Source organism: Nannocystis bainbridge, from assembly GCF_028368995.1.
Taxonomy (GTDB): domain Bacteria; phylum Myxococcota_A; class Polyangia; order Nannocystales; family Nannocystaceae; genus Nannocystis; species Nannocystis bainbridge.
Window position 1 is genome coordinate 982,937 of sequence record NZ_JAQNDL010000001.1, and the last position, 20,939, is coordinate 1,003,875.

Here is a 20,939-nt window from a genome sequence, read left to right on the forward strand (position 1 = left end):
ACGTCCTCTCGGACATGGCCATGCGGCCATGTCCTCTCGGACATGTCCCATCAATCGAGCTTGCTCGTCTTCGAGCGCGTGTCGCGTTGCAGCAAGCACATCAGCCCCGGGAAGTGCTGGCCGAGGAACGCCCCCAGCTTGCCGTGGGCCGTGAACGTGTACTCCCGCTTGCGCGCCGCGATCGCCTTGACCATCACCCGCGCCGCGTCGTCGGCCGTCCACATCAGCGCCGCCGGGCGCTTGTCGCGGCGGCTGGCCTCGAACTGGCCCTGATTGTCGACCTGCCCGATCTCCGTGCTGACGAACCCCGGGTTCAGCAGCGTGCAGCTCACCCCCGAGCCGCGCAGCTCCATCGCCAGCGTCAGCCCCACCGCTCGCAGCGCGAACTTCGAGGCCGAGTAGGCGCCCACGCGCGGGCTGGCGAGGAGCCCCGACACGCTGCTGACCAGGCCCAGGCGGCCGCCCGTGCGGCGCAGCGCCGGCAGGCTGTGGCGGATCACCGCCATCGCCCCGAAGAAGTTGGTCTCGAACTGGCGCTGCCAGTCGTCGGCGGTCAGGTCCTCGACGCGGCCGATCACCCCGAAGCCGGCGTTCGCCACCGCCACATCGAGGCGACCGAAGTGGGCCACGATCGACTGCACCGCCGCGGCGACCTCGTCGTCGCGGCGCACGTCGCAGGGGACCGCGAGGGCGCGGCGACCGAGGCCCTCGACCTCCGCGACCACCTCGGCGAGGCGCTCCTGGCGGCGCCCCGACACCGCCACATCGGCCCCGCGGCGGGCGAACTCGCGGGCCAGCGCCCGCCCGATCCCCGCCGTCGCGCCGGCGATCCACGCGACCTGTCCGTCGAACTGCGTCATGGCGCGCACCTTACCGCAAGCCGCGGCCGGTGCGCGCCGCTGACCGCTCAGAAGGCGTACAGGAGGTTCTGGTTCCAGCCGTCGAGGCCGATGGAGATCTGGCCGCTCTGCGTCTGGTACCCCGCCTGATACGACGCCTTGAGATCGGCCAGGCTGAACTCGAGCGACACGGTCGGCGCCGCGTCGCAGAGGTCGCCGTTGGCGTCGTGCGAGATCTCGAGGCCGACCTGGACCGGCTCCGACTCGGCGAACAGCCCGTCCCAGCACAGCGCGAAGTCGTGTTCAGCGCAGCCGCCGCCGTACTGGATCTCGACCTTCAGCGCATCGCCGACGATCGCCGCGTCCAGCACCTGGTACGGATCGGCCGGCGCCGGATCGGAGCACGCCAGCGCCCCCTCGATCGTGCACTCGCTGCTGCAGCCGTCGCCGCTCACCGTGTTGCTGTCGTCGCAGACCTCGTCGCCCTCGACCACCCCGTCGCCGCACACGCTCGCGCTGGTCGTCGACGACCCCTCGGTCTCGTTCGGCTCGCCGTCCGTGCCGGTGCCCTCGGTCTCCTCGCAACCGATCTCGGTGCAGGCCCAGTCCCCGCCATAGCACGTGCACGTGTTGCAGCCGTCCTCGGCGGGCTTCGTCTCGCCCTCTTCGCACTCGAGGCCCTCGCACGCGATCTCGGTGCAGGCCCAGCCGCCCTCGGTGCACGTGCACGTGTTGCAGCCGTCTTGCGCCGGCTTCGTCTCGCCGTCTTCGCAGCCATCGTCGCAAGCCTTCAGCGTGCAGCTCCAGTCGCCGCCCTCGCACGTGCACGTGTTGCAGCCATCCTCGGACGGCTTGGTCTCGCCGTTCTGGCAGGTCAGGTTGCCGGACGTCTCGTCGCCGATCTGCTTGGGGTCGCAGGCCGCGGCCGAGGCGCCGAGCAGCGCCCCGACGAGCAGCAGGTTGCGGTGGATGTTCAGGGCATTAAGGAAAGTGAAGCGCATGGTGGTCGTTCCTGAGATGGGTGCTTCGTAGTTGTCCGCCCTGCCGCCCATCTGTGTCCGCCCTCGCGATTTTTTTCGAAGCGTTCGCGGCGCCATGGCCCCGGCGCTTCCGCACCCCCTGCATCACGGCTCGGCGCAGCCCAGGCGCACCCGCTCGGCCAGCGCCGACCCGCCGTGCGCGCGCAGGAACACCTGCGCCGCCGCCCGGCCCTCCGCCGCGCGATCGCCCGCGCACAGCGCCAGCGCCCGCAGGGCGTCGTGCTCCTCACGCAGCGCCCCGCGCGGGAACTGCTGCGCGTATGCATGCAGCAGCGTCAGCGCCTCCGCGGCCCGCGAGCCCTGGATCGCCGCCTGCGCTCGCCCCAGCAGCTCCGCCTCCTGCGCCAGCGAGCTCGCCTCCACCGCGCTCGCCTCGCTCTCCGCCGCGCTCGCCTCATGCGAGCCCGTCGGCGAGCTCCGCCGCTCCGATGCGCGCGCCTCGCCGCTGCCGCGACCGACTCGCAGCGAATGATCTGTCCCCTTGAACATGTCCCTCACGACATGCTCTCTGGCGCTATCATCATCCCTCGACGAAGTCGCGCTCGGTTGTTCCTCACGGTTCTCTGTCTCTCGGACCATGTCCCCCGAGACAGGCTCGCTCGCGCCCGCCCGCACCGGCTCGCTCGTCGCCGCCTGCCGCTCCGCGTACGCCGCCGCCTCGCCGCCCTGGCGGGACCCGACCAGCGGCCCCAGCACCCCTGCGCGCGAGGCCAGTAGCACCGCCGCCGCTGCCGCGACCACCACCCCGGCCCACACCCATTCCGACACGCCCCTTCGGACCTGCCCTTTCGGCCATGTCCCTTCGGCCCGGGTGCTCGCCGCCACGCGGGCCCACACCCGCGCCTCGGTCGCGGCCGGCAGCTCCTCCGCGACGCGGAACGCCCGCAACGCCGCTGCTGCCTGCGGATCGAGCTCCCCCTCGCGCCCCCGTGGTCCCGTCGTCATCCTGCCGCAGCCCTTCCGCGCAGCCCGTCTCGCTCGGCCAGCGCTCGTTGAAACAGCTCTCGCGTCGCCCGCAGCCGCGAGTACGCCGTATTGAGGTTCAGCCCCAGCGCCTCCGCGATCTCCGGCACCCGCATGCCCTCGATGTCGGCCAGCGCGAACAGCATCCGCCGCTCCTCGTCGAGCCCGTCGAGGAACCCGCGCACGAACGCCGCCGCCTGCTCCTGCGCCGCCCCGGTCTCCGGATCGGGCCCCGACCCCGGCACCGGCGCCACGCTCAGCCTTCGCTCCGCGCGCACGTTGCTGCGGCGGTGGTTGGCCGCCACGCCGCGGGCGATCCCGTACAGCCAGCTGGTCAGCGCCGCCCGCCCGTCGTACTCGCGCAGCCGGCGATGCACCACCAGGAACACGTCGTGCACCACGTCCTCTTGCGCCGACTCGGCCACCCCGAGGCGCCGCACCACCCGCCACACGAACCCCGCGTGCGCGCGGTAGACTTCCGCGAGCGTCAGCGGGTCGGCAGAGGGGCTTTCGCCGGGCATCCCGCGTGATTGTCCAGCTTCTCGGGTTTCTGTCACCCCACCCCTCGTGCGCGCTGGCGCACCCACCCGCCCCCGGGGCATCCTCCTCTTCGATGCACCCCGCGCGCGTCCTCCCCGTGGTCGTCCTGCTCTCGGCCCACTGCGCCGACGAGCCCACCAGCGGCTTCTCGGCCACCGTCCCCGCGGACACCACCGCGCCGATCACCAACCCCCAGAGCAGCTTCCCCGACGCCACCGACACCGCCGACGCCACGACCACCACGACCGGCAGCCCGACGACCACCACCGGCACCACCACCGACGCGCTCACCACCACCGAAGCTGCGTCGACCTCCTCGACGACGACCACGACGACCTCGACCACCGGCGACCCCTCGACCACCACCGCCACCGGGATCTGCGGCGACGGCGTCGTCGACGACGGCGAGGTCTGCGACGACGGCGACGCCGACGACGACGCCTGCCTCGGCGACTGTACTTCGGGACAGGCGCTGCTCGTGCTCGCCGGCGCCGGCCCGACCCCCGCCCTGGCCGCCCGCTACGTGCCCGGCCCCGGCTGGACCGTCGCCGAGCTCGACGTCGACCTCGGCGAGACCGCCCTCGTCGCCACCCACCTCGGCGCGCTCGGCGTCGGTCGCCGCGCCGCCGCCGACGCCGACGCGGAGAACGAGCTGACCTTCACGACATGGTCCAAGGGACAGCCCGAGACCTGGACCTCCGCCCAGCCGGTCGGCGCGTTCGGCTTCGCCATCGACGGCCCCGGCCTGGCCGCGGTCGGCGAGACCGTCACGCTCGCCTTCCTCGGCACCGACTTCAAGCACTACACCGCCCTGTGGACCGACGGCACCTGGGCCACGTTCGGCCCGCTGCCGGCCGGCATGCCGCAGGTCCAGGCCTTCGGCCCCAGCGCCGCCGTGCTCGCCTCGGGCCCCGCCGAGACCTACGCCGCCTACGCCGGCGACAACGGCAAGATCTTCTACAACTTCAAGGCCTCGCCGGGCGGCGCCTGGCAGTCGTCGATGCAGGCCCCGCCGCCGCTCGTCGTCAGCGGCCTCACCCCTGCCGCCCTCGTCGACGCCGACGGCGACCTGCTGATCGCCTACGTGCGCGCGACCGACGGCAAGATCGCCGTCGTCAAGCTGCTCACCCCGCAGAACGCCTGGACCGTCGAGGCCATCGTCGACGACCTCGCCATCACCGCCAGCGAGCTCGCCTTCGTCGCCGTTGACGACGGCGCCTATTACATCGCCTGGAAGGGCTACGACGACGACGGCGTGTACGCCGTGCGCGGCCTCGACCACGACGACTGGGGCGCCCCCTTCACCGCCGCCGAACCTGCGACGACCACCCTCCCGCCGGCCCTCGCGCGCGGGGCCGCCGGCGCCGACGCCGAGCTCGTCTACGTCACCGGCGGCGCGCTGCAGCACGTCCGCCTCGTCGGCGACAGCCCCAGCCAGCCCAGCGTCGTCCCGGGCGCCACCGGCCTCAAGGCCCGCCCCGCCGCCGTGCGCGTGCAGATCGGCGGCTGACTCAAAGAGTATGTCCATTCGGACATGTTCTTCACAACATGTCGATGAAGCTATGTCTCCAAGGACATAGAACATCGCCCCAGCAACACCCGATCTCGCCACCATTCCGATCGAACAGCCGCCGCGTCTATCGGTGAAGCACAGCGCAGACCCGCTGCGATGACCCTGCCGCTCCCTGGGTGCGCCTCATTCCAAATGCAGCGCGCCGCGCGGAAGTGCCGGAGCGTCCGCGCCGTTCGGTGCTCCTCATCCGCTCCACCAGCGGCCCGCGCCGCCCCCCGCCCCTACCGCAGCCGCACTTCCATGCCCGCCAGCACCTGCCCGCCGAGGCGCGCCGCCTCGTGCACCCTCACCCCACCGGCCGTCACGAAGCTCGGCCGCAGCAGCGCCACGACCGCGTCGGCGCCGGCCCACAGCCCCACGCGCCCGCGCGGGTGCCACACCACGGACGCCCCGAGCGTCGCTGCCAGCCACGGCGAGCGCTCCGAGGTCGTCGTCATCAGCCCGCTGCCGCGGCCGCGGCCCTCCATCGCCCCGACCTGCAGCCCCAGACACAGCGGCACCGCCACCTGCCCGCGGCGCAGCACCGGGCACCCGCGCAGCTCGACCGCCCCCGCCTGAAACAGCCCCCCGATCGCCGCCGTCCCGCCCGCCACTGGCGGCGCGTAAAGCCCGCCGAGCTCCGCCCGCCAGCGCCGGCCGCCCACGCTCAGCGCCAGGCTCAGCGCCGCGCTCGGCCCGGGTAGCAGCCGCGCGAAGCTCACCCCCGCCGCCACCCGCACCCCGACCTGCACGCGCCGCCCGGGCCCTGCCGCCGGCTCCGCAATATCCGGCGCCACGGCCACCGGCGCCTCCATCTCGTCCGATACCGGCGGCTCACTTGGCCCTTCGGACATGTCCTTCACGACCGGTCCTTTCGGACCTTCCCTATGCGACATGTCCTCCACGACCTGTCCATTCGGGCCTGCCCCTTGCGCCACGTCGACCGGCGGCGCCGGGACCACGGTCTCGCCCGTCGCCGGGGCCGCCAGCGCCGCGCGTGGATCGACCGCGATCGCCACCACCAGCGCGGCAGCGTCGACCAGCTCCTCGCAGCGCGGCGCCGTCAGCTCGCGGCGACCGCCGCCGCTCGTCCCTGTCAGCTCGAGCGTCAGCGCCCAGCGGCCCGGGCTCGCCTCGCGGACCGTCGCCCGGGCCGTCAGGTTGGCCCGCTCGGCGGCCTCCTGCCCCGTCATCCGCACCACCCGCGCCCGCACCTCGGCCTCGCCCGGGCAGCCCTCCGGGGCCGTCCACGCCAGCACCAGCCCCGGGGGCGGCTCGGCGGCAGCGACGATCGTCGCCGCCATCAGCACGGCGAGCATCGTCGCGTCAGCCTAGCAGATCTGCGCTGCCCCGGACCACACCGCCGGCTGCACGCACCGCGTCCAGCGCGGCCGCCACGTCCCCCGGCTGCAGCTCGACCCCGCGGCAGCCGTCCTCGACCAGAGTGGTCGTGAGCCCCAGCGACAGGGCGTCGAGCGCCGTGAACTTCACGCAGTAATCGGTGGCGAGCCCGAGCACCACCGCCTCCACGACCGCGCGCGCCCGCAGGAACTCGCCGAGCCCCGTCGAGCGCCGGCGGCCGTTGTCGAAGAACCCGCTGTACGAATCGACCGCCGGATCGACCCCCTTGACGAACACGTGCGCCTCCGGCCCCAGCCGCAGCCCGTCCGCGAATTCGGCCCCCGGCGTGCCCTGCACGCAGTGCATCGGCCACAGCACCTGCTGCAGCCCCGCCAGCGTCACCACCTCGCCCGGCGTGCGGCCCGGGTGATTGGCGGCGAAGCTGCCGTGCTCCGGCGGGTGCCAGTCCTGCGTCGCCACCACCAGCGGGAACCTCGGCATCAGCGCGTTCGCCACCGCGATCACGCGATCGCCCTCCGGCACCGCCAGCGCCCCACCCGGCAAAAAATCGTTCTGGATGTCGACCAGGATCAGCGCCCGCATCCTCACCGCTCCCTCCGCGCCTCGGCCATCAACCTGGCCTTCAGGTCAGCCAGCGGTCGGTCGAGCGCGACCGGATAGCTCGCCGGCGCGTCGAACCGCCGCACCGCCGGATCGAGCCGCTGCAGCTGCGCCTGCGTCCGCGCCCGCACCTCGTCGAGCGGCGGCGGCAGGTAGACCGGCGCCCCGCCGCGCAGCACCGGCACCAGCAGGTCCTCGACGCTCGCCCCCGCCGGCGGCGCGAACTCCCCGGCCGCGTCGACCCGCGCGCCCGCGCCGTGCAGCCCGAGCCCCTCCTCGTAGATCAGATCGCCGAGCAGACGTCCCGCCGGATCGGCGTGGCGCCGCACCTGCTGCACGCCCGGGTTCGACACCTTGACTGGCTCTTCGGACAGCTTGATCCGGTACTCCCAGCCCGCCGGCCCGCGCAGCGCCGCCAGCTTGTACACCCCGCCCAGCGCCGGCTGGTCGTACGCCGTCACCAGGCGCGTGCCCACGCCCCACACGCCGATCGCCGCGCCCCTGGCCTTGAGCGCCGCGATCTCGCGCTCGTCGAGGTCGTTGCTGGCGACGATGGCGGCCTGCTCGAGCCCGGCGTCGTCGAGGATCTCGCGGGCCGCGCGCTGAGCGCCGCGAGGTCGCCGGAGTCGAGGCGCACCCCCGCCATCGCGTGCCCACGCGCCGCCAGCTGCTTACCGACCTCGGCCGCGCGCCGCACCCCCTCGATCGTGTCGTAGGTGTCGACCAGGAACGTGCAGTTGTTCGGCAGCGCCTCGGCGTAGCTGGCGAACGCCTCGCGCTCGTCGGCGAACGACATCACCCAGCTGTGCGCGTGCGTGCCCCGGACCGGGATCCCGTAGCGCATGCCGGCGAGCACGTTCGAGGTCGCCGCGCACCCGCCGATGTACGCCGCGCGCGAGGCCGTCAGCGCCCCGTCGCTGCCCTGCGCCCGCCGCAGCCCGAACTCGACCACCGGATCGCCGCCCGCCGCCTCGCAGATGCGCGCCGATTTGGTGGCGATCAGCGTCGAGAAGTTGATGAAGTTGAGCAGCGGTGTCTCGAGCAACTGACACTGCGCCAGCGGCCCGCGCACCCGCAGCAGCGGCTCGTGGGGGAACACCGGCGTCCCCTCCGGCACCGCCTCGACGTCGAGCGTCAGCTTCAGCGCCCCCAGATATTCCAGGAACCCGGGCTCGAGCAGCCGCCGGCCGTCGTTGCCGCGCAGCGTCGCCAGGTAGGCCAGGTCCTCCGGCGTGAACCGGAACTCGGCCATGTACTGCAGCGCGTCCTGCAGCCCGGCCGCGATCGCATAGCCGCCGCGGAACGGCGACCGGCGAAAGAACAGGTTGAACACCGCCTCTTCGTCCGCGCGCCCCAGCTTCCAGTAGCCGCAGGCCATCGAGACTTGGTAGAGGTCCGTAAGCAGCGCCAGCGAGCCGCGCAACACGTCGCTGGGGGTAGCGCGCCGGCCCTGCCCGCGTCAAGGCGCGCGCGCTGCCGATCGCTCGCGCGTCAATGCGCGCCTCGCATCACCGCGCGATCGCGCGGATGACGTCATCGCGCCTCGCCGAGCACCGCCGCGCGCGGACGCAGGGGCGCGCGCGCGTCGAGCAGCGCCGTGCAGCCCGGCCCCGGTCCGCCCGTCGACGCGTCGGTGTTGTCGATCGAGCCCTCGGCGTCGAGCATCACGCAGCGCGGCTCCTCGCAGTGATCGAGCCCGAGCACGTGCCCGACCTCGTGCACCGCCGTGTTCGTGACCCGCCACGCGACCAGCCGCGGATCCTTCGTCTTGCGCCACAGCCGATGCCCCGAGACCACCGCCGCGGTCCCGCCGAGCTCGCCGAGCCCGAACACGCCCCAGTCGACGATCTTGCCCTTGCTCGTCGAGATGTCGACCGACGTGAGCCCGAGCACCCGCGTCCCGCGCGGCATCGCGGCCACCTGTTGGCCCAGGTGCTCCAACAACACATCGGCCCGGTAGCGCCGCCGCGGCGCGTACCAGGCCGACTTCGGCAGTGCGATCGGCGAGGCGCGCTGCACCTCCACCTGATACGTCGAGCGCAGCGCCGCCTCGATGCCGTCGACGAGCTCCGCCGGAAATTCTCCCAATACGACCAGCACCACCACCGCCCGGATCTGCGGCTGCTGCACGCTCGCAGCGACATCTCCAGGGATCTCTGCAGCGAGCGCGGGCACGGACCCCGAGGCCCGGGTCACCAGCGCCGCCGCCCACAGGGTCGCAAGCAAGGACGACATGCCGGCGCCAACGCAGGAGGGCCCGATCCTATTCAGCGCCGGCGACCGAGCCGCGGCCTGGTCGCCGCCCTGACCTGCAACCGTCACGCGAGCCGCCGCGCCTCGCCGTGAACCGGATCACGCGGCCCGTCTTCCTCGCCGCGCGCCCGCGCGCGCCTGCACGGACCCACGTTTGTACCGAAATTGTTACCCTGCGCGCATGAAAGAACTTCCCATGAACCGCTCTGCGTGGGCTCTGGCCGTCCTGCTCGTCGGCTGCGGCGACAACGGCGGCGTCACCGGCGCGGTCACCGACGGCGCCACCGGCACCACCACCGACACCACGACCTCCACCACCAACAACCCCAGCACGCCCGCCACCGACACCGATGAGCCGACCGTGGGGACCATGGGACAGACCGAGTCGCAGGGCACGAGCGAGGGCACGACGGTGACCCCGCCCACCTCGACCACCACTGACGCGACGACTGACACCACGACGATGGGCGTCGACACGACCACCACCGAGCCCGGCACCACCACCTCGACGACCGACACCACGGCCACCACCGACACCACCACGAGCACCTCGACCACCGAGGGCACCTCGACCACCGACGACACCACCTCGACCACCGGCGACTTGCCCGACCTGTGCGCCTGTCCCGACATCGAGGTCCCGCTCGACGACGGCATCTTCGTCCTCTCGGACGACGCGGAGCTGTGGAAGTACTACCCCGAGAGCAACACCTTCACGATGCTGGGCAGTTTCAGCTGCGGCGGCATGACCAACACCTTCTCGATGGCCGTCGACCGCCTCGGCTTCGCGTGGGTCATGCTCAACAACCCCGCCGGCGACATCTGGAAGATCGACGTCACCGACCCCGGCAACTGCATCGACCCCGGCTACAACCCCAACCAGCAGGGCATCGGCTACTTCGGCATGGCGTTCGTGTCGAACAGCCAGTTCGACCAGTGTGACCGCATGTACGGCAACTCGTTCGACGGCTTCGGCGGCTTCAGCGAGGGCCCGAACTTCGGCGATTTCCTCAGCGTCGACCCCGACAGCCTGCTCATCGACATCATCTCGCCGACCGACTTCAACGGCGCCGAGATGACCGGCACCGGCGACGGCCGCGTGTTCTCGTTCGGCGGCGTGCCCTCGAAGCTGGTCGAGCGCGACAAGGACTCGGGCGCGGTGATCGACACCTTCCCGCTGCAGAACCTGCCGCTGACCAACGCCTTCGCCTTCGCCTTCTTCGGCGGCGATTTCTACTTCTTCACCGAGAGCGCCAACCCGCTGGTCAGCAAGGTCACCCACCTCGACTACGACGACAGCGACATGGATGGCCAGCAGCAGCTGACCACCATCAACATGGCCGCCCCGATCCGCATCGTCGGCGCCGGCGTCTCCACCTGCGCCCCGTTCGCGCCGATGTAGTCCGCGCGCCCCAGGCCCGCGTCCCTCCCCCGCGCGGCGGCCCCGTCGCGCGGGGGAGGGACGCCCGCCCGCGCCCGCGTGCTACACCGCGGGCCGACGTGCACGCTCGCAAGCGGACCCACCGGCCCTTCCTTGAGGATCAGCCGAGCGTCGAGACGCATCGGCCACGAGCTGTCCCTTTGGACATGAGCCGCGAGGTCCACGCCAAGAGCGTCGCCAACCCGCTGATGTTCCGCAAGCTGCGGCGCGAGGACGAACCCAGAAGCAGCCGCGCGCCGCCGACCTCTCGTGGCTGCTGACCGCGGCTACAGCGACGAGGCGGCGCTCAACCTGGTCGGCGGACGGTGGATACGAATTTGTTGGTGCGACACGGTCACGGGTTGAGTCCAGACCGGAGAGTATTCTTTCACCGTGCAAGGCACCCTCAAGATCGCCATCCTTTCCCTTCTCCTCGGGGGATGCAAAGGTGCGAGACCCATTCCCCCCGAGTCCGTTCCGACATGCGGTGCCCCCGGCGAGTCGTTCGCCCAGCTCCGATGGCTACCGAGTGAGCTCGACACTCTCGTATCTGTCAAACTCTACGACTCTCGGCTGCCGATTTCTCTCGCCAGCCTGCAGGCCTTTCAGAGCGGTCCCTTCCTGAAGGACGAGCCTTGGACCCGCTTCGCCGCCGAGCTCCCGGAGTTCCGTTCGCGTCTGGCGAAAGTCCCGCTCGAGCGGGACGAGGCCATCTGGTTTCTCGTCGCCGAACGAACGAGCGTCTGGGCGGTATCAGGGGTCTGCGACCGGAAGGATTTCGATCGCATCGTTGCCATCCTCGGACTTCGAGCGCGTAACAACGAAGAGGGAGAACTCTGGGTGGCAGACGCTCCATCCAGCGGGGAGGAGCTCGCTGTCTTGCAATTTGGGGCAGGCGGTCCGTTATGGCTCGTCCAAGCTGGACGAATCGACTCCCTTCTCCTCTGGCTCAAGAATCTGAGCGGAACGCCTCACTCTTTTTTCATCGAACACTTGGAGGACGAGCATCCCGGCGCCACGCTACGAGTCCTCCGCCTGTTGAGAGATCAGGGATTTTCACAGTACAGCGTCACCGGCACGGAGATCTTCAAGTCCGGGTTTGTTTCACACGAGCCATCACGGATGAACGCCGCCCCGATCCGCATCGTCGGCGCCGGCGTCTCCACCTGCGCCCCGTTCGCGCCGATGTAGTCCGCGCGCCCCAGGCCCGCGTCCCTCCCCCGCGCGGCGGCCCGTCCGCCGCGCGGCGTGGCGCCCGCCCGCGCCCGCGTGCTACACCGCGGGCGTGCTGCAGAACTTCTGGTACGCCTGTCACCGCGCGTCCGAGATCGGCACCCAACCGGTCCGCTTGCGCGCGCTCGGCCACGAATTCGTGCTGTGGCGCGACGGCGACGGCCGGGTCGTCGCCCTCGACGACCGCTGCCCGCACCGCGGCGGCTCCCTGTCTCAAGGGACATGCTCGAACGGACACGTCGTATGCCCGTACCACGGCTGGGCCTTCGCCGCCGACGGCGCCTGCGTGCACATCCCGGCCAACACCGGCGACGCCCGCATCCCTCGCAAGGCCCAGGTCCGCAGCTACCCGACCGAAGAGCGCCACGGCTGGGTGTGGCTGTTCGTCGGCGACCTGCCCGAGGCCGAGCGCCCGCCGATCCCGCCGCTGCCCGAGTACGGCCAGCCGGGCTGGAAGGCCATCCACGGCGAGTTCCTCTGGCACGCGCACTACACCCGCGTGGTCGAGAACGGCATGGACATCGCCCACGCCCCGTTCGTCCACTCGCGCTCGTTCGGCAACCCCGCGCACCCCGAGGTCGCCGACTACACCGTCGAGCCGCACCCGTGGGGCGCCAGCGCCTCCGTCGAGTTGGTCGCCCCGCCGCCGAGCGGCCTGTGGTCGCTGGTGCTGCCGAAGCAGCGCCCGCCGGTCAAGACCCGCGTCGCCTTTTACATGCCCTGCTACACCCGCCTCGACCTCGACCTCGGCGGCATGAAGATGATCGTCTTCAACAGCAACATCCCGGTCGACGACGAGCACACCCTGACCCGCTGGATCATGCTGCGCGACTTCTTCACCGGCGCCTGGGCCGACGGCAACGCCCGCAAGCGGACCCACCGGATCTTCCTCGAGGACCAGCCGATCGTCGAGGCGCAGCGGCCACGAGCTGTCCCTTTGGACATGAGCCGCGAGGTCCACGCCAAGAGCGACGCCATCCCGCTGGTGTTCCGCAAGCTGCGGCGCGAGTGCCTGGTCGAGCGCGGCTGGGGCCTGCGCTGGGACGAACCCGAAGCCGCCGCGCCCGCGCCCCTGGTCGCCCTCCGCACATGACCGAGCTCCACCGCCGCGCCCGCGCCACCGGCGACGATCGCCTGTTCGGCGAACCCGCCCGCCCGGCCCTGCGCGCCGCCGTCGCCGACCTCTCGTGGCTGCTGACCCGCGGCTACAGCGGCGACGCGGCGCTCAAGCTGGTCGGCGACAGACATGTCCTTTCAGCCAGGCAGCGCATGGCGGTGCTGCGCTCGGCCTGCAGCGACGAGGCGCAGGCGCGGCGCCGCGCCGCCCGCATCGACCTGGCCGATCTCGCCGGCACCCACCTCGCCATCGACGGCCTCAACGCGCTCATCACCGTCGAGTCGGCGCTGTCGCACGGCGTCGTGCTGCGCGGGCGTGACGGAGCGCTGCGCGACCTCGCCGCCGTCCACGGCGCCTACGAGCAGGTGCTCGAGACCCGCTTCGCCGTCGATGCGATCGCTCGCCTCCTGCACGGCGACGGCGCGCCTGCGCCCGCGCAGGTCGTGTGGTACCTGGACCGACCTGTCGCCGGCAGCGGTCGTCTCCGCGCGTTGTTGGAGGCGCGCGCCGAAGAGCGTCGGCTGCCGTGGACCGTCCAGTTGGTGCTCCACCCCGATCCTCTGCTGGCGCAGCACGACGGCGTCGTCGCCACCAGCGACGCCTGGATCCTCGATCGCTGCGCGCGCTGGATCGACCTCCTCGGCGCGCTCCTTCGGGGACCCACCGAATCCACGCACGCGTCGTCGCGCGAGGGCCCGGTGCTCGCCGCGAGGCCCGACCTGTGGCTGCTCGACCTCTCCGATACCGCCGCGCCGTGACCGACCTCTGCCGACCTTCTGAAGCGACTGCACTTCGGGTATACCGATCGTTCGTGATGGTCGCTTCTCTTCGGCTCCCCCTCGTCCGCTCGTTCTTCCTCGCCGCGGCCGTGCTCGTGCCTGGCTGTCAGGACACGTCCGCCGTCTACGCCCTGATCGGGCCCGAAGGCGGCGAGCTGGCGATGGAAGAGGGCCCCACGATCAAGTTCCCCGCCGGCGCGCTGGTCACGACCCGCCAGATCGTCATCCGCCCGGTCGACGACGACCTCTCGCGCGGCGACTTCAAGCAGTCCGGCGGCGCCTATCGCCTCGAGCCGACCGACCTCGATCTGCGGATCCCCGCCGAGGTCACCTTCGCCGGCGACGCGCCCAAGCAGCCCTCGATCCTGTGGCAGCGCGGCGAGGGCCGCGTCGTCTCGCACGCCGCCTCCGACGAGCGCGCCCTCGCGTACATCGGCGCGCTCGGCGTCATCGCCCTCGCGACCGGCGGCGAGATCAAGGCCGCCGTCGACGAGCCGACGCTCGCGCGGGCGCCCGGCGACGTCGACTACGCCAAGCCGCTCATCGACATCGCCACCGTCAAGGTCTCGCCGAAGGGCACCTCGATGCTCGACATCGGCTTCACCGTGTACGACCCGATGGGCATGTCCAACCGGCCGCTCAACGGCGACGGCAGCCGCTACTGCGGCCTCAAGTTCGCCGGTGTGCAGGGCGGCAGCATCAGCGCTGGCTGTTCGGGCGGCCTCGCCACCGGCTCGGTGATCGTCAGCAGCGCCCAGGTGACGGTCAACGCGGTGCCGTTCCTGCTCGGCAAGGTCCAGGGCGCGACGCTGGTCGAGGTCCAGGTCGGCGGCGGAGATCTCGCGCACAGCGTCGGCTACCTGCCGTTCGTCACCGGCTCGTGTTACCTCGAGAGCTGTTCGGGCCACGGCGCGTGCGACAGCTCGAGCGGCGCGCCCGTGTGCATGTGCGACGACGGCTACGCCTCGCCGATGGAAGACGCCCTGGCCTGCGAATGCGTGCCGAACTGCGACGGCCGGGCGTGCGGCGACGACGGCTGCGGCGGCTCGTGCGGCGGCTGCGGCGAGGGTCAGAACTGCAACGAGGGCCAGTGCCAGGGCGAGCCGCCGCCGGACACGACCGGCCCCGACACGACCAGCACCACGGGTCCGGACACCACGACCAGCACCACGGGTCCCGACACCACGACCGACGATTCGACGACGACGTCCTCGACCACCGACGACTCGTCGACCACCGACGACACTTCGTCGTCGTCGACGACCACGTCCACCACATAGCGCGACGATCTCCACGGCGGTGAGCTCCACCGTCGTCGCCAGCCCGCAGCGCATCGTGGGCGAGCCTTCGACCGTCATGGTCGCGCAACCCCAAGCGCGCGTGACGGTCGCTTCGCGCCCGAATCACGGGCTTTCAGTTGACATGTCTTTTCGGTCAGCTCGCAATTCTCGTCCGCGAGCGCCCCCGCCGGCCCCTAGGCCGGCGCCCCTGGATCGGATTCGCCCGCCTGCAGCGCTTGCAGCGGCTGCGCAAACGCCTTTACGATGGCCACGTGGCGAGCATGCGTCTCGCCTCCCCCTTAGCACGAGGAGTCGCACGATGACCCGTTCACACCCGAAACGAACCAGCGAGCTGGTCACCCGCGCGGCGCTCATCGCCGTGACCGGCGTCGGCTCTGGCCTCGGAATGTCCGCCTGTTCCGAAGTCACCGACGGCGAGTGCGTCCCCACCGACGTGTTCTTCCGCGAGAAGGTCTGGGCACCGACCCTGGCTGCCACCTGCAGCTCGTGTCACAGCTCGGCCGGCGCCGCCAAGCACACCAAGTTCGTGCTGACCCCCAAGGAGGTGCCCGGCTACCTCGAGGCCAACATGAAGTTGGTCCAGGACCTGGCCCGCTACGAGGTCGACGGCCTGCCGCTCATCCTGGCCAAGCCTTCGATGCGCGTCGAGCACGAGGGCGGCCTCCAGCTCAAGCCCGACAGCCAGGAGTACAACGACCTCCAGGCGCTGCTGAAGCGCTTCAACAACCCGGTCGAGTGCGAGGGCGCGGTCAACCTCGGCAACTACTTCGACGACGTCGAGCTGCTCGACGAGGTCGACACCCTGCGCAAGGCCACCCTCGCCCTGACCGGCCGCCTGCCGACGCCCGAGGAGTACGAGGCCGTCCGCGGCTTCGGCATCGACCAGCTCGATCCGGTCCTCGACGCGGTGATGAAGGAGGACAAGTTCGTCGACCGCGTCGTCGAGATCTTCAACGACGTGTTCCTGACCGACCGCTACATCGGCGGCAACCGGGCGGTCGAGCTGCTCAACGGCGAGAAGTACCCGAACGCCTACTGGTTCGAGGGCCAGCCGGAGGACGTGCGCGAGCAGTACCGCTGGTACACCAACACCGGCGTCGCCCGCGAGGCGCTCAACCTGGTCGCGTGGATCGTCAAGAACGACCTCTCGTACAAGGACATCGTCGAGGCCGACTACATGGTCTTCACGCCGTTCTCGGCCAAGGCCTACGGTGTCGACGTCACCTTCAAGGATCCCAACGACTGGAAGGAGCTCGCCGTCGGCAAGCTCCCCGGCATCCCGCACGCCGGCGTGCTGACCTCGGTGATGTGGCTGAACCGCTTCCCGACCACGCCGACCAACCGCAACCGTCACCGCTCGCGGATGGCCTACAAGCTGTTCCTCGCCACCGACGTGCTGCGGCTCGGCGAGCGTCCGATCGACCCGACCGCGATCAAGACGCCGAACGCGACGCTGAACAACCCCAACTGCAACGTCTGCCACAACGTCATCGACCCGGTCGCCGGCGCCTTCCAGAACTTCAACGAGCGCGGCGACTACGAGCCGTGGGCCGGCAAGGAGGCGATGGTCTGGTACCAGGAGATGTTGCTGCCCGGGTTCGGCGAGACCAAGATGCCCGAGGGCGACACCGCCACTGCGGAGCAGTGGCTGGCCAAGCAGCTGACCGCCGACGACCGCTTCGCCCAGTCGGCCGTCAACGTCATCTGGCGCGGCCTGACCGGCAACGAGCCGCTCAGCGAGCCGTTCGACGCCGCCATGCCCGGCTTCGAGGAGGCGCTCAAGGAGTTCGAGGTCCAGGACCGCGTCATCAAGGGCATCGCCAAGAAGTTCAAGGAGAGCAACTTCAACCTCAAGGTCGTGTTCCGCGAGATCATCAAGACCGACTTCTTCCGCGCCAAGAACGTGCGCGGTGAGGTCGACGAGTCCCGCGCCCGCGAGCTGTCCGAGCTCGGCACGGCGCAGTACCTGTCGCCCGAGCAGCTGTCGCGCAAGATCGAGGCGGTCACCGGCTACCCGTGGCGCTACGGCGTCAACGACTCCGACCTGCTGCTCAACTCCAACGAGTACAAGATCTTCTACGGCGGCATCGACTCCGACTCGATCGTCAACCGGATCACCGAGCCGAACGGCATCATGGCCAACATCGGCCTGCGCATGTCGAACGAGATGTCCTGCCGGGCCACCTCGCGCGACTTCGCCAAGGACCCGTCGGACCGCCTGCTGTTCCCGTACGTCGAGACCAGCTTCGTCCCCCAGGACGACAACGGCTTCGCCGTCCCGGCCGTCAACGACGCCATCCGGGCCAACATCCAGCACCTGTACGACCACGTGCTGGGCGAGCACTACGACATCGGCGACCCCGAGGTCGACGCCGCGTACAACCTGTTCTTCGAGATCTGGCAGGACGGCAAGGCGGGCCTCGCCGCCGGCACGTACTCGGCCGACCCGCCGTGCCGCGTCGAGAACGACTGGTGGACCGGCAACCCGCTGCCGGAAGAGAACCGGATCACCCAGGATCACGACTACACCATTCGCGCGTGGATGGGCGTCCTCGCCTACATGCTGTCGGATTACCGCTTCCTGCACGAATAGGCCCGAAGGAGGACATCATGGACCGTCGTAATTTCTTCAAGCTCATGTCCCTCGCGGGCCTCGCGGCCGTGTCCCCGACCGTGTTCGCGGGCCGGCGCCCGGACACCCTCAAGAACCCCAACCTGCCGCCGCTCGCCGAGACCTACGGCGGCCCGCTGTGGGTGTTCCTCAACGCCGGCGGCGGCTGGGACCCGACCTCGCTGTGCGATCCGAAGGGCGGCAAGGGCCCCGAGGACCCGGAGGCGATGAACCGGGCCTTCACCACCGACCAGATCGAAGCCGCGGGCAACATCCGTTACCCGAACATCGGCACGATGGACAGCCCGACCGCGTACCAGGACTTCTTCCAGAAGCACTACAAGCGGCTGCGCGTGATCAACGGCCTCGACATGCAGTCGAACGGCCACGACAGCGGCTCGCGCCACTGCTGGTCGGGTCGCCTCGCCGAGGGCTACCCCAGCCTCGCCGCGCTGGTCGCCGCCGTGCACGGCCACGCCCTGCCGATGAGCTACCTCAGCTTCGGCGGCTACGACGACACGCAGGGCCAGGTCGCCCGCACGCGCTCGGGCAACACCGCCGCGCTGGCTCGCATCGCCTACCCCGACCGCGCCAACCCCGAGGACGAGACCAGCCTGTTCCACTCCCCGGTCGCCGGCGACCTGATCAAGAAGGCCCAGGAGGCGCGCAAGGAGCGGCTCCTCGCCACCGAGCAGCTGCCGCGCGTGCAGAACGCGATCGGCAACCTCTACGCCTCGCGCACCGGCAGCAACGAGCTGAAGAAGCTGCAGCAGTACCTGCCGGACATGCTCGACAACGGCCCGAACCCGCTGCGGCGCCAGATCCAGGTCGCGCTGGCCGCCTTCCGCGCCGGCATCTCGATCTCCGTCAACCTCGACATCGGCGGCTTCGACACCCACGGCAACCACGACGACAGCCACATCCCGCGGCTGGCCCAGATCCTCGACGGCCTCGATTTCCTGTGGAGCGAGTCCGAGGTGCAGGGCATCGGCGACAACTTCGTCGTCCTGTGCGGCTCCGACTTCGGCCGCACGCCCGGCTACAACGACACCAACGGCAAGGACCACTGGGCCATCACCAGCCTCATGATGATGGGCAAGGGCATCAAGGGCGACAAGGTCATCGGCGCCTCCGACGACCGCCACAACGCCTTCAACTGGGACCCCAAGTCGCTCAAGCAGAGCGAGTCGGGCATCCACATCGAACCGCGCCACGTCCACGCCAACCTGCGGCGCCTGGCCGGCATCGACGGCCACGACCTCATGAAGCAGTACCCGATCGCCATCGAAAAGGGCGACGAGATGGACCTCCTGGCCTGATCCTCCGGGCCCCGGCCCCCCCAGGCGCGAGCGGCGTCCAGCGAGCCTAGCGGGCTCCTGGAGCCGCTCGCGGCGCTTTTGTGGGCCTGCCCGCGGCGCGGTGCGGCTGTGATAAGGTGACCGCTTACGGGAACCCATGGCCACGCCGCAGCCGACCGCCTGCCTCCTCGTCCTCGCCCTCGCCGCGTGCCCTGGCGGTGACTCGCCCGGCGACTCTGCCACCGAGCCCGGGACCACCGGCGGCGACGGCCCCACCACGACCTCGCCCGGCACCGACACCGACGCGCCGACCACCACCGGCGTCGACGGCTTCGGCCCCGAGCGGGAGTTCGTCCTCCGGCTCAACGACGACCCCGCGCCGCCGCTCAAGCTCAGCCTGAACAAGGCCGACGCCGCCGCGCTGTTCGGCGCCACCGCCGGCGAGATCAAGCTGCTCGACATCGAGTCGGGCACGCTGCTGAAGAACACCCTCGACACCATCAAGAGCGCCTGCGGCACCGGCTGGAAGGCCGACGACGCCGACCCGAAGCACGACTGCTCGGGCACCGACTTCAAGGGCCCCGACAACACCTGGAAGACCAGCGCCGAGTACTCGCTGATCCGGATCCTCACCATGACCCCGGCCAACGCCAGGGTCGCCGGCACCTCGATCGCCGGCATGCAGGGCCTCGCCGACGGCCTCGGGATCGGCGGCGGCTTCAGCCAGATGCTCTCCGAGACCCTCGGCATCCAGCGCACCGAGGAGTTCATCACCACCCCGGAGCTGGTGGTCGCGCTCCAGCGCAACCTGCTCGCCACCCACCCGCACATCGGCGGCGACGGCAAGTCGCTGCCGCTCTACCTCGACGACGCGCTGCAGGACCTCACCACCCTCGCCACCAAGCTCGGGCCCACGGGCGACCACCCCGGCATCGTCGACCCCAGCTTCCCGATCACCAGCGAGTGCCTCACCCCCGAGTTCGCCATGAACATCGAGGCCGAGAGCAACCTCCGCCTGCTCGACGGCATCGACCTGTCCGAAGGGAAAGATTACATGTCGACCGTCGTCGACGTGGCCGGCCCGACCTTCGGCGACCCGCTCGAGTTCGACTTCAACGACCCGGCCAAGTTCTCGATCGTCGGCGTCGCCGACGCGCCGCGCGTCGACCTGCGCTTCGCCATCTCCGAGCACGACGACTTCATCAACTCGTGCGCCGGCGACCCCGCCTGCAAGCAGAACCTGCCGGAGAACGTCGACCTGGTGAAGGCGACCTGGCCCGGCTCGGCGTGGGCCATCGACCCGTGGCTGCTCGAGAGCGTGATCGTGGCCGGCGGGCGCGAGAAGTACAAAAACCGCATCTTCGACAAGTGCTACGAGGTGCTGTTCTCCTGCAACCTCGGCGCCCACGTCTACGTCGGCCCCGACCCGCCCGGCTGGGCCCTGTTCGACATCTTCCTCAACCTCGGCAACCCGCCCAAGGACCAGTACGTCTGGGAGCTGATCAACGAGGTCGCCCAGATCGCCCTGCACACCCCGCCGAACATCGCCATCCCCGAGGGCTCGGCCGACGTCGCCTTTACCCTGCGCGACATCGACATCGGCGTCACCGGCCCGCAGATCGCCGAGTCGGTGCGGCCCTACTTGCAGGCGCAGGCGCCCAAGATCGCCGACCTGCTGCTCGGCGACTACTGGAAGAACAACGGCCCCGTCGACTTCTACTACCGCCGCGGCGGCGACGGCCTGCCCTACCTGTTCTACGTCGCGCCCGACGACCTGCCGCCGAACGCCGAGTACAAGCACCCCAACCCCGGCTTCTTCACCTGTCCCGAAGTACAGCCGAGCTGCAAGGCCTCGGCGACCGAGCTCGCCGGCGCCGGCGACGACATCCGCGAGAAGGTGCGCCTCGACGCCGGCGAGACCGTCCTCTACGTCCAGGACGACGCCGGCGTCCTTTACCGCGCCCGCTTCCTCGTGCCCGAGGGCGACGCCAAGGAGATCACCGTGCGCGTCGCCGCCTTCGAGTGAGCCCG

General features: G+C 70.8%; 16 protein-coding genes and 1 pseudogene. 9 read left to right on the top strand and 8 right to left on the bottom strand.

Features of this window, described 5'->3' with window-relative positions; translation table 11 throughout:
* Nucleotides 1–50 precede the first annotated feature (50 nt).
* The 4 genes from POL25_RS03920 to POL25_RS03935 all read right to left on the bottom strand — a co-directional run bounded on the left by POL25_RS03920 (nt 51) and on the right by POL25_RS03935 (nt 3,363).
* Nucleotides 51–860 (bottom strand): SDR family NAD(P)-dependent oxidoreductase, encoded by an 810-nt coding sequence (locus tag POL25_RS03920; protein ID WP_272084474.1) that lies wholly within the window; start codon nt 858–860, stop codon nt 51–53.
* 47 nt (nt 861–907) lie between these two features.
* A complete protein-coding gene (locus tag POL25_RS03925; protein WP_272084475.1) occupies nt 908–1,840 on the bottom strand; it encodes a DUF4215 domain-containing protein in 933 nt (310 codons plus the stop codon).
* A 123-nt stretch (nt 1,841–1,963) separates the two neighbouring features.
* Complete coding sequence (locus tag POL25_RS03930; protein ID WP_272084476.1) at nt 1,964–2,824, bottom strand: hypothetical protein; 861 nt, start codon at nt 2,822–2,824, stop codon at nt 1,964–1,966.
* Nucleotides 2,821–3,363 (bottom strand): RNA polymerase sigma factor, encoded by a 543-nt coding sequence (locus POL25_RS03935; protein ID WP_272084477.1) that lies wholly within the window; start codon nt 3,361–3,363, stop codon nt 2,821–2,823. The genes POL25_RS03930 and POL25_RS03935 overlap by 4 nt, the downstream gene beginning before the upstream one ends.
* A 92-nt stretch (nt 3,364–3,455) precedes the next feature.
* Between POL25_RS03935 and POL25_RS03940 the strand changes: the two genes are divergently transcribed.
* The gene (locus tag POL25_RS03940) at nt 3,456–4,892 is read left to right on the top strand and encodes a hypothetical protein (RefSeq protein WP_272084478.1); all 1,437 of its coding nucleotides are present in this window, start codon (nt 3,456–3,458) and stop codon (nt 4,890–4,892) included.
* Between the two features lie 284 nt (nt 4,893–5,176).
* Here POL25_RS03940 and POL25_RS03945 read toward each other — a convergent pair whose 3' ends face one another.
* From POL25_RS03945 to POL25_RS03960, 4 genes and pseudogenes are all read right to left on the bottom strand, one after another.
* On the bottom strand, nt 5,177–6,253 hold the full coding sequence (locus POL25_RS03945) for a hypothetical protein (RefSeq protein ID WP_272084480.1): 1,077 nt from the start codon (nt 6,251–6,253) through the stop codon (nt 5,177–5,179).
* A 7-nt stretch (nt 6,254–6,260) separates the two neighbouring features.
* A complete protein-coding gene (gene pncA, locus POL25_RS03950) occupies nt 6,261–6,878 on the bottom strand; it encodes a bifunctional nicotinamidase/pyrazinamidase (protein WP_272084481.1) in 618 nt (205 codons plus the stop codon).
* 2 nt (nt 6,879–6,880) lie between these two features.
* A pseudogene (locus POL25_RS44825) lies at nt 6,881–8,274 on the bottom strand (nicotinate phosphoribosyltransferase).
* Nucleotides 8,275–8,429: 155 nt separating this feature from the next.
* Complete coding sequence (locus POL25_RS03960) at nt 8,430–9,131, bottom strand: matrixin family metalloprotease (RefSeq protein WP_272084483.1); 702 nt, start codon at nt 9,129–9,131, stop codon at nt 8,430–8,432.
* Nucleotides 9,132–9,345: 214 nt separating this feature from the next.
* Here POL25_RS03960 and POL25_RS03965 point away from each other — a divergent pair, with 214 nt between their 5' ends.
* From POL25_RS03965 to POL25_RS04000, 8 genes are all read left to right on the top strand, one after another.
* Complete coding sequence (locus tag POL25_RS03965) at nt 9,346–10,551, top strand: hypothetical protein (protein ID WP_272084484.1); 1,206 nt, start codon at nt 9,346–9,348, stop codon at nt 10,549–10,551.
* Nucleotides 10,552–10,962: 411 nt separating this feature from the next.
* Nucleotides 10,963–11,760 carry a hypothetical protein gene (locus POL25_RS03970; protein ID WP_272084485.1) on the top strand — a complete coding sequence of 266 codons (798 nt, stop codon included), beginning with the start codon at nt 10,963–10,965 and terminating at the stop codon, nt 11,758–11,760.
* Between the two features lie 94 nt (nt 11,761–11,854).
* On the top strand, nt 11,855–12,895 hold the full coding sequence (locus POL25_RS03975) for an aromatic ring-hydroxylating dioxygenase subunit alpha (protein WP_272084487.1): 1,041 nt from the start codon (nt 11,855–11,857) through the stop codon (nt 12,893–12,895).
* Nucleotides 12,892–13,677 (top strand): DUF434 domain-containing protein, encoded by a 786-nt coding sequence (locus POL25_RS03980; RefSeq protein WP_272084488.1) that lies wholly within the window; start codon nt 12,892–12,894, stop codon nt 13,675–13,677. Before POL25_RS03975 ends, POL25_RS03980 begins: the two co-directional genes overlap by 4 nt.
* Before the next feature lie 56 nt (nt 13,678–13,733).
* Entirely contained in the window at nt 13,734–14,978 is a 1,245-nt protein-coding gene (locus POL25_RS03985) for a hypothetical protein (RefSeq protein WP_272084489.1), read from the top strand.
* 319 nt (nt 14,979–15,297) lie between these two features.
* Entirely contained in the window at nt 15,298–17,592 is a 2,295-nt protein-coding gene (locus tag POL25_RS03990) for a DUF1588 domain-containing protein (protein WP_272084490.1), read from the top strand.
* A gap of 17 nt (nt 17,593–17,609) precedes the next feature.
* The gene (locus tag POL25_RS03995; RefSeq protein WP_272084491.1) at nt 17,610–18,929 is read left to right on the top strand and encodes a DUF1501 domain-containing protein; all 1,320 of its coding nucleotides are present in this window, start codon (nt 17,610–17,612) and stop codon (nt 18,927–18,929) included.
* A gap of 136 nt (nt 18,930–19,065) precedes the next feature.
* Nucleotides 19,066–20,934, top strand: a complete 1,869-nt coding sequence (locus POL25_RS04000) for a hypothetical protein (protein WP_272084492.1) — start codon at nt 19,066–19,068, stop codon at nt 20,932–20,934.
* Nucleotides 20,935–20,939 lie beyond the last annotated feature (5 nt).

Bases quoted from the DNA above. Each gene is read 5' to 3' on its own strand.
- POL25_RS03920 (WP_272084474.1), bottom strand. From the start codon at position 860: ATGACGCAGTTCGACGGACAGGTCGCGTGGATCGCCGGCGCGACGGCG.
- POL25_RS03925 (WP_272084475.1), bottom strand. From the start codon at position 1,840: ATGCGCTTCACTTTCCTTAATGCCCTGAACATCCACCGCAACCTGCTG.
- POL25_RS03930 (WP_272084476.1), bottom strand. From the start codon at position 2,824: ATGACGACGGGACCACGGGGGCGCGAGGGGGAGCTCGATCCGCAGGCA.
- POL25_RS03935 (WP_272084477.1), bottom strand. From the start codon at position 3,363: ATGCCCGGCGAAAGCCCCTCTGCCGACCCGCTGACGCTCGCGGAAGTC.
- POL25_RS03940 (WP_272084478.1), top strand. From the start codon at position 3,456: ATGCACCCCGCGCGCGTCCTCCCCGTGGTCGTCCTGCTCTCGGCCCAC.
- POL25_RS03945 (WP_272084480.1), bottom strand. From the start codon at position 6,253: ATGCTCGCCGTGCTGATGGCGGCGACGATCGTCGCTGCCGCCGAGCCG.
- pncA (WP_272084481.1), bottom strand. From the start codon at position 6,878: ATGCGGGCGCTGATCCTGGTCGACATCCAGAACGATTTTTTGCCGGGT.
- POL25_RS03960 (WP_272084483.1), bottom strand. From the start codon at position 9,131: ATGTCGTCCTTGCTTGCGACCCTGTGGGCGGCGGCGCTGGTGACCCGG.
- POL25_RS03965 (WP_272084484.1), top strand. From the start codon at position 9,346: ATGAACCGCTCTGCGTGGGCTCTGGCCGTCCTGCTCGTCGGCTGCGGC.
- POL25_RS03980 (WP_272084488.1), top strand. From the start codon at position 12,892: ATGACCGAGCTCCACCGCCGCGCCCGCGCCACCGGCGACGATCGCCTG.
- POL25_RS03985 (WP_272084489.1), top strand. From the start codon at position 13,734: ATGGTCGCTTCTCTTCGGCTCCCCCTCGTCCGCTCGTTCTTCCTCGCC.
- POL25_RS03990 (WP_272084490.1), top strand. From the start codon at position 15,298: ATGACCCGTTCACACCCGAAACGAACCAGCGAGCTGGTCACCCGCGCG.
- POL25_RS03995 (WP_272084491.1), top strand. From the start codon at position 17,610: ATGGACCGTCGTAATTTCTTCAAGCTCATGTCCCTCGCGGGCCTCGCG.
- POL25_RS04000 (WP_272084492.1), top strand. From the start codon at position 19,066: ATGGCCACGCCGCAGCCGACCGCCTGCCTCCTCGTCCTCGCCCTCGCC.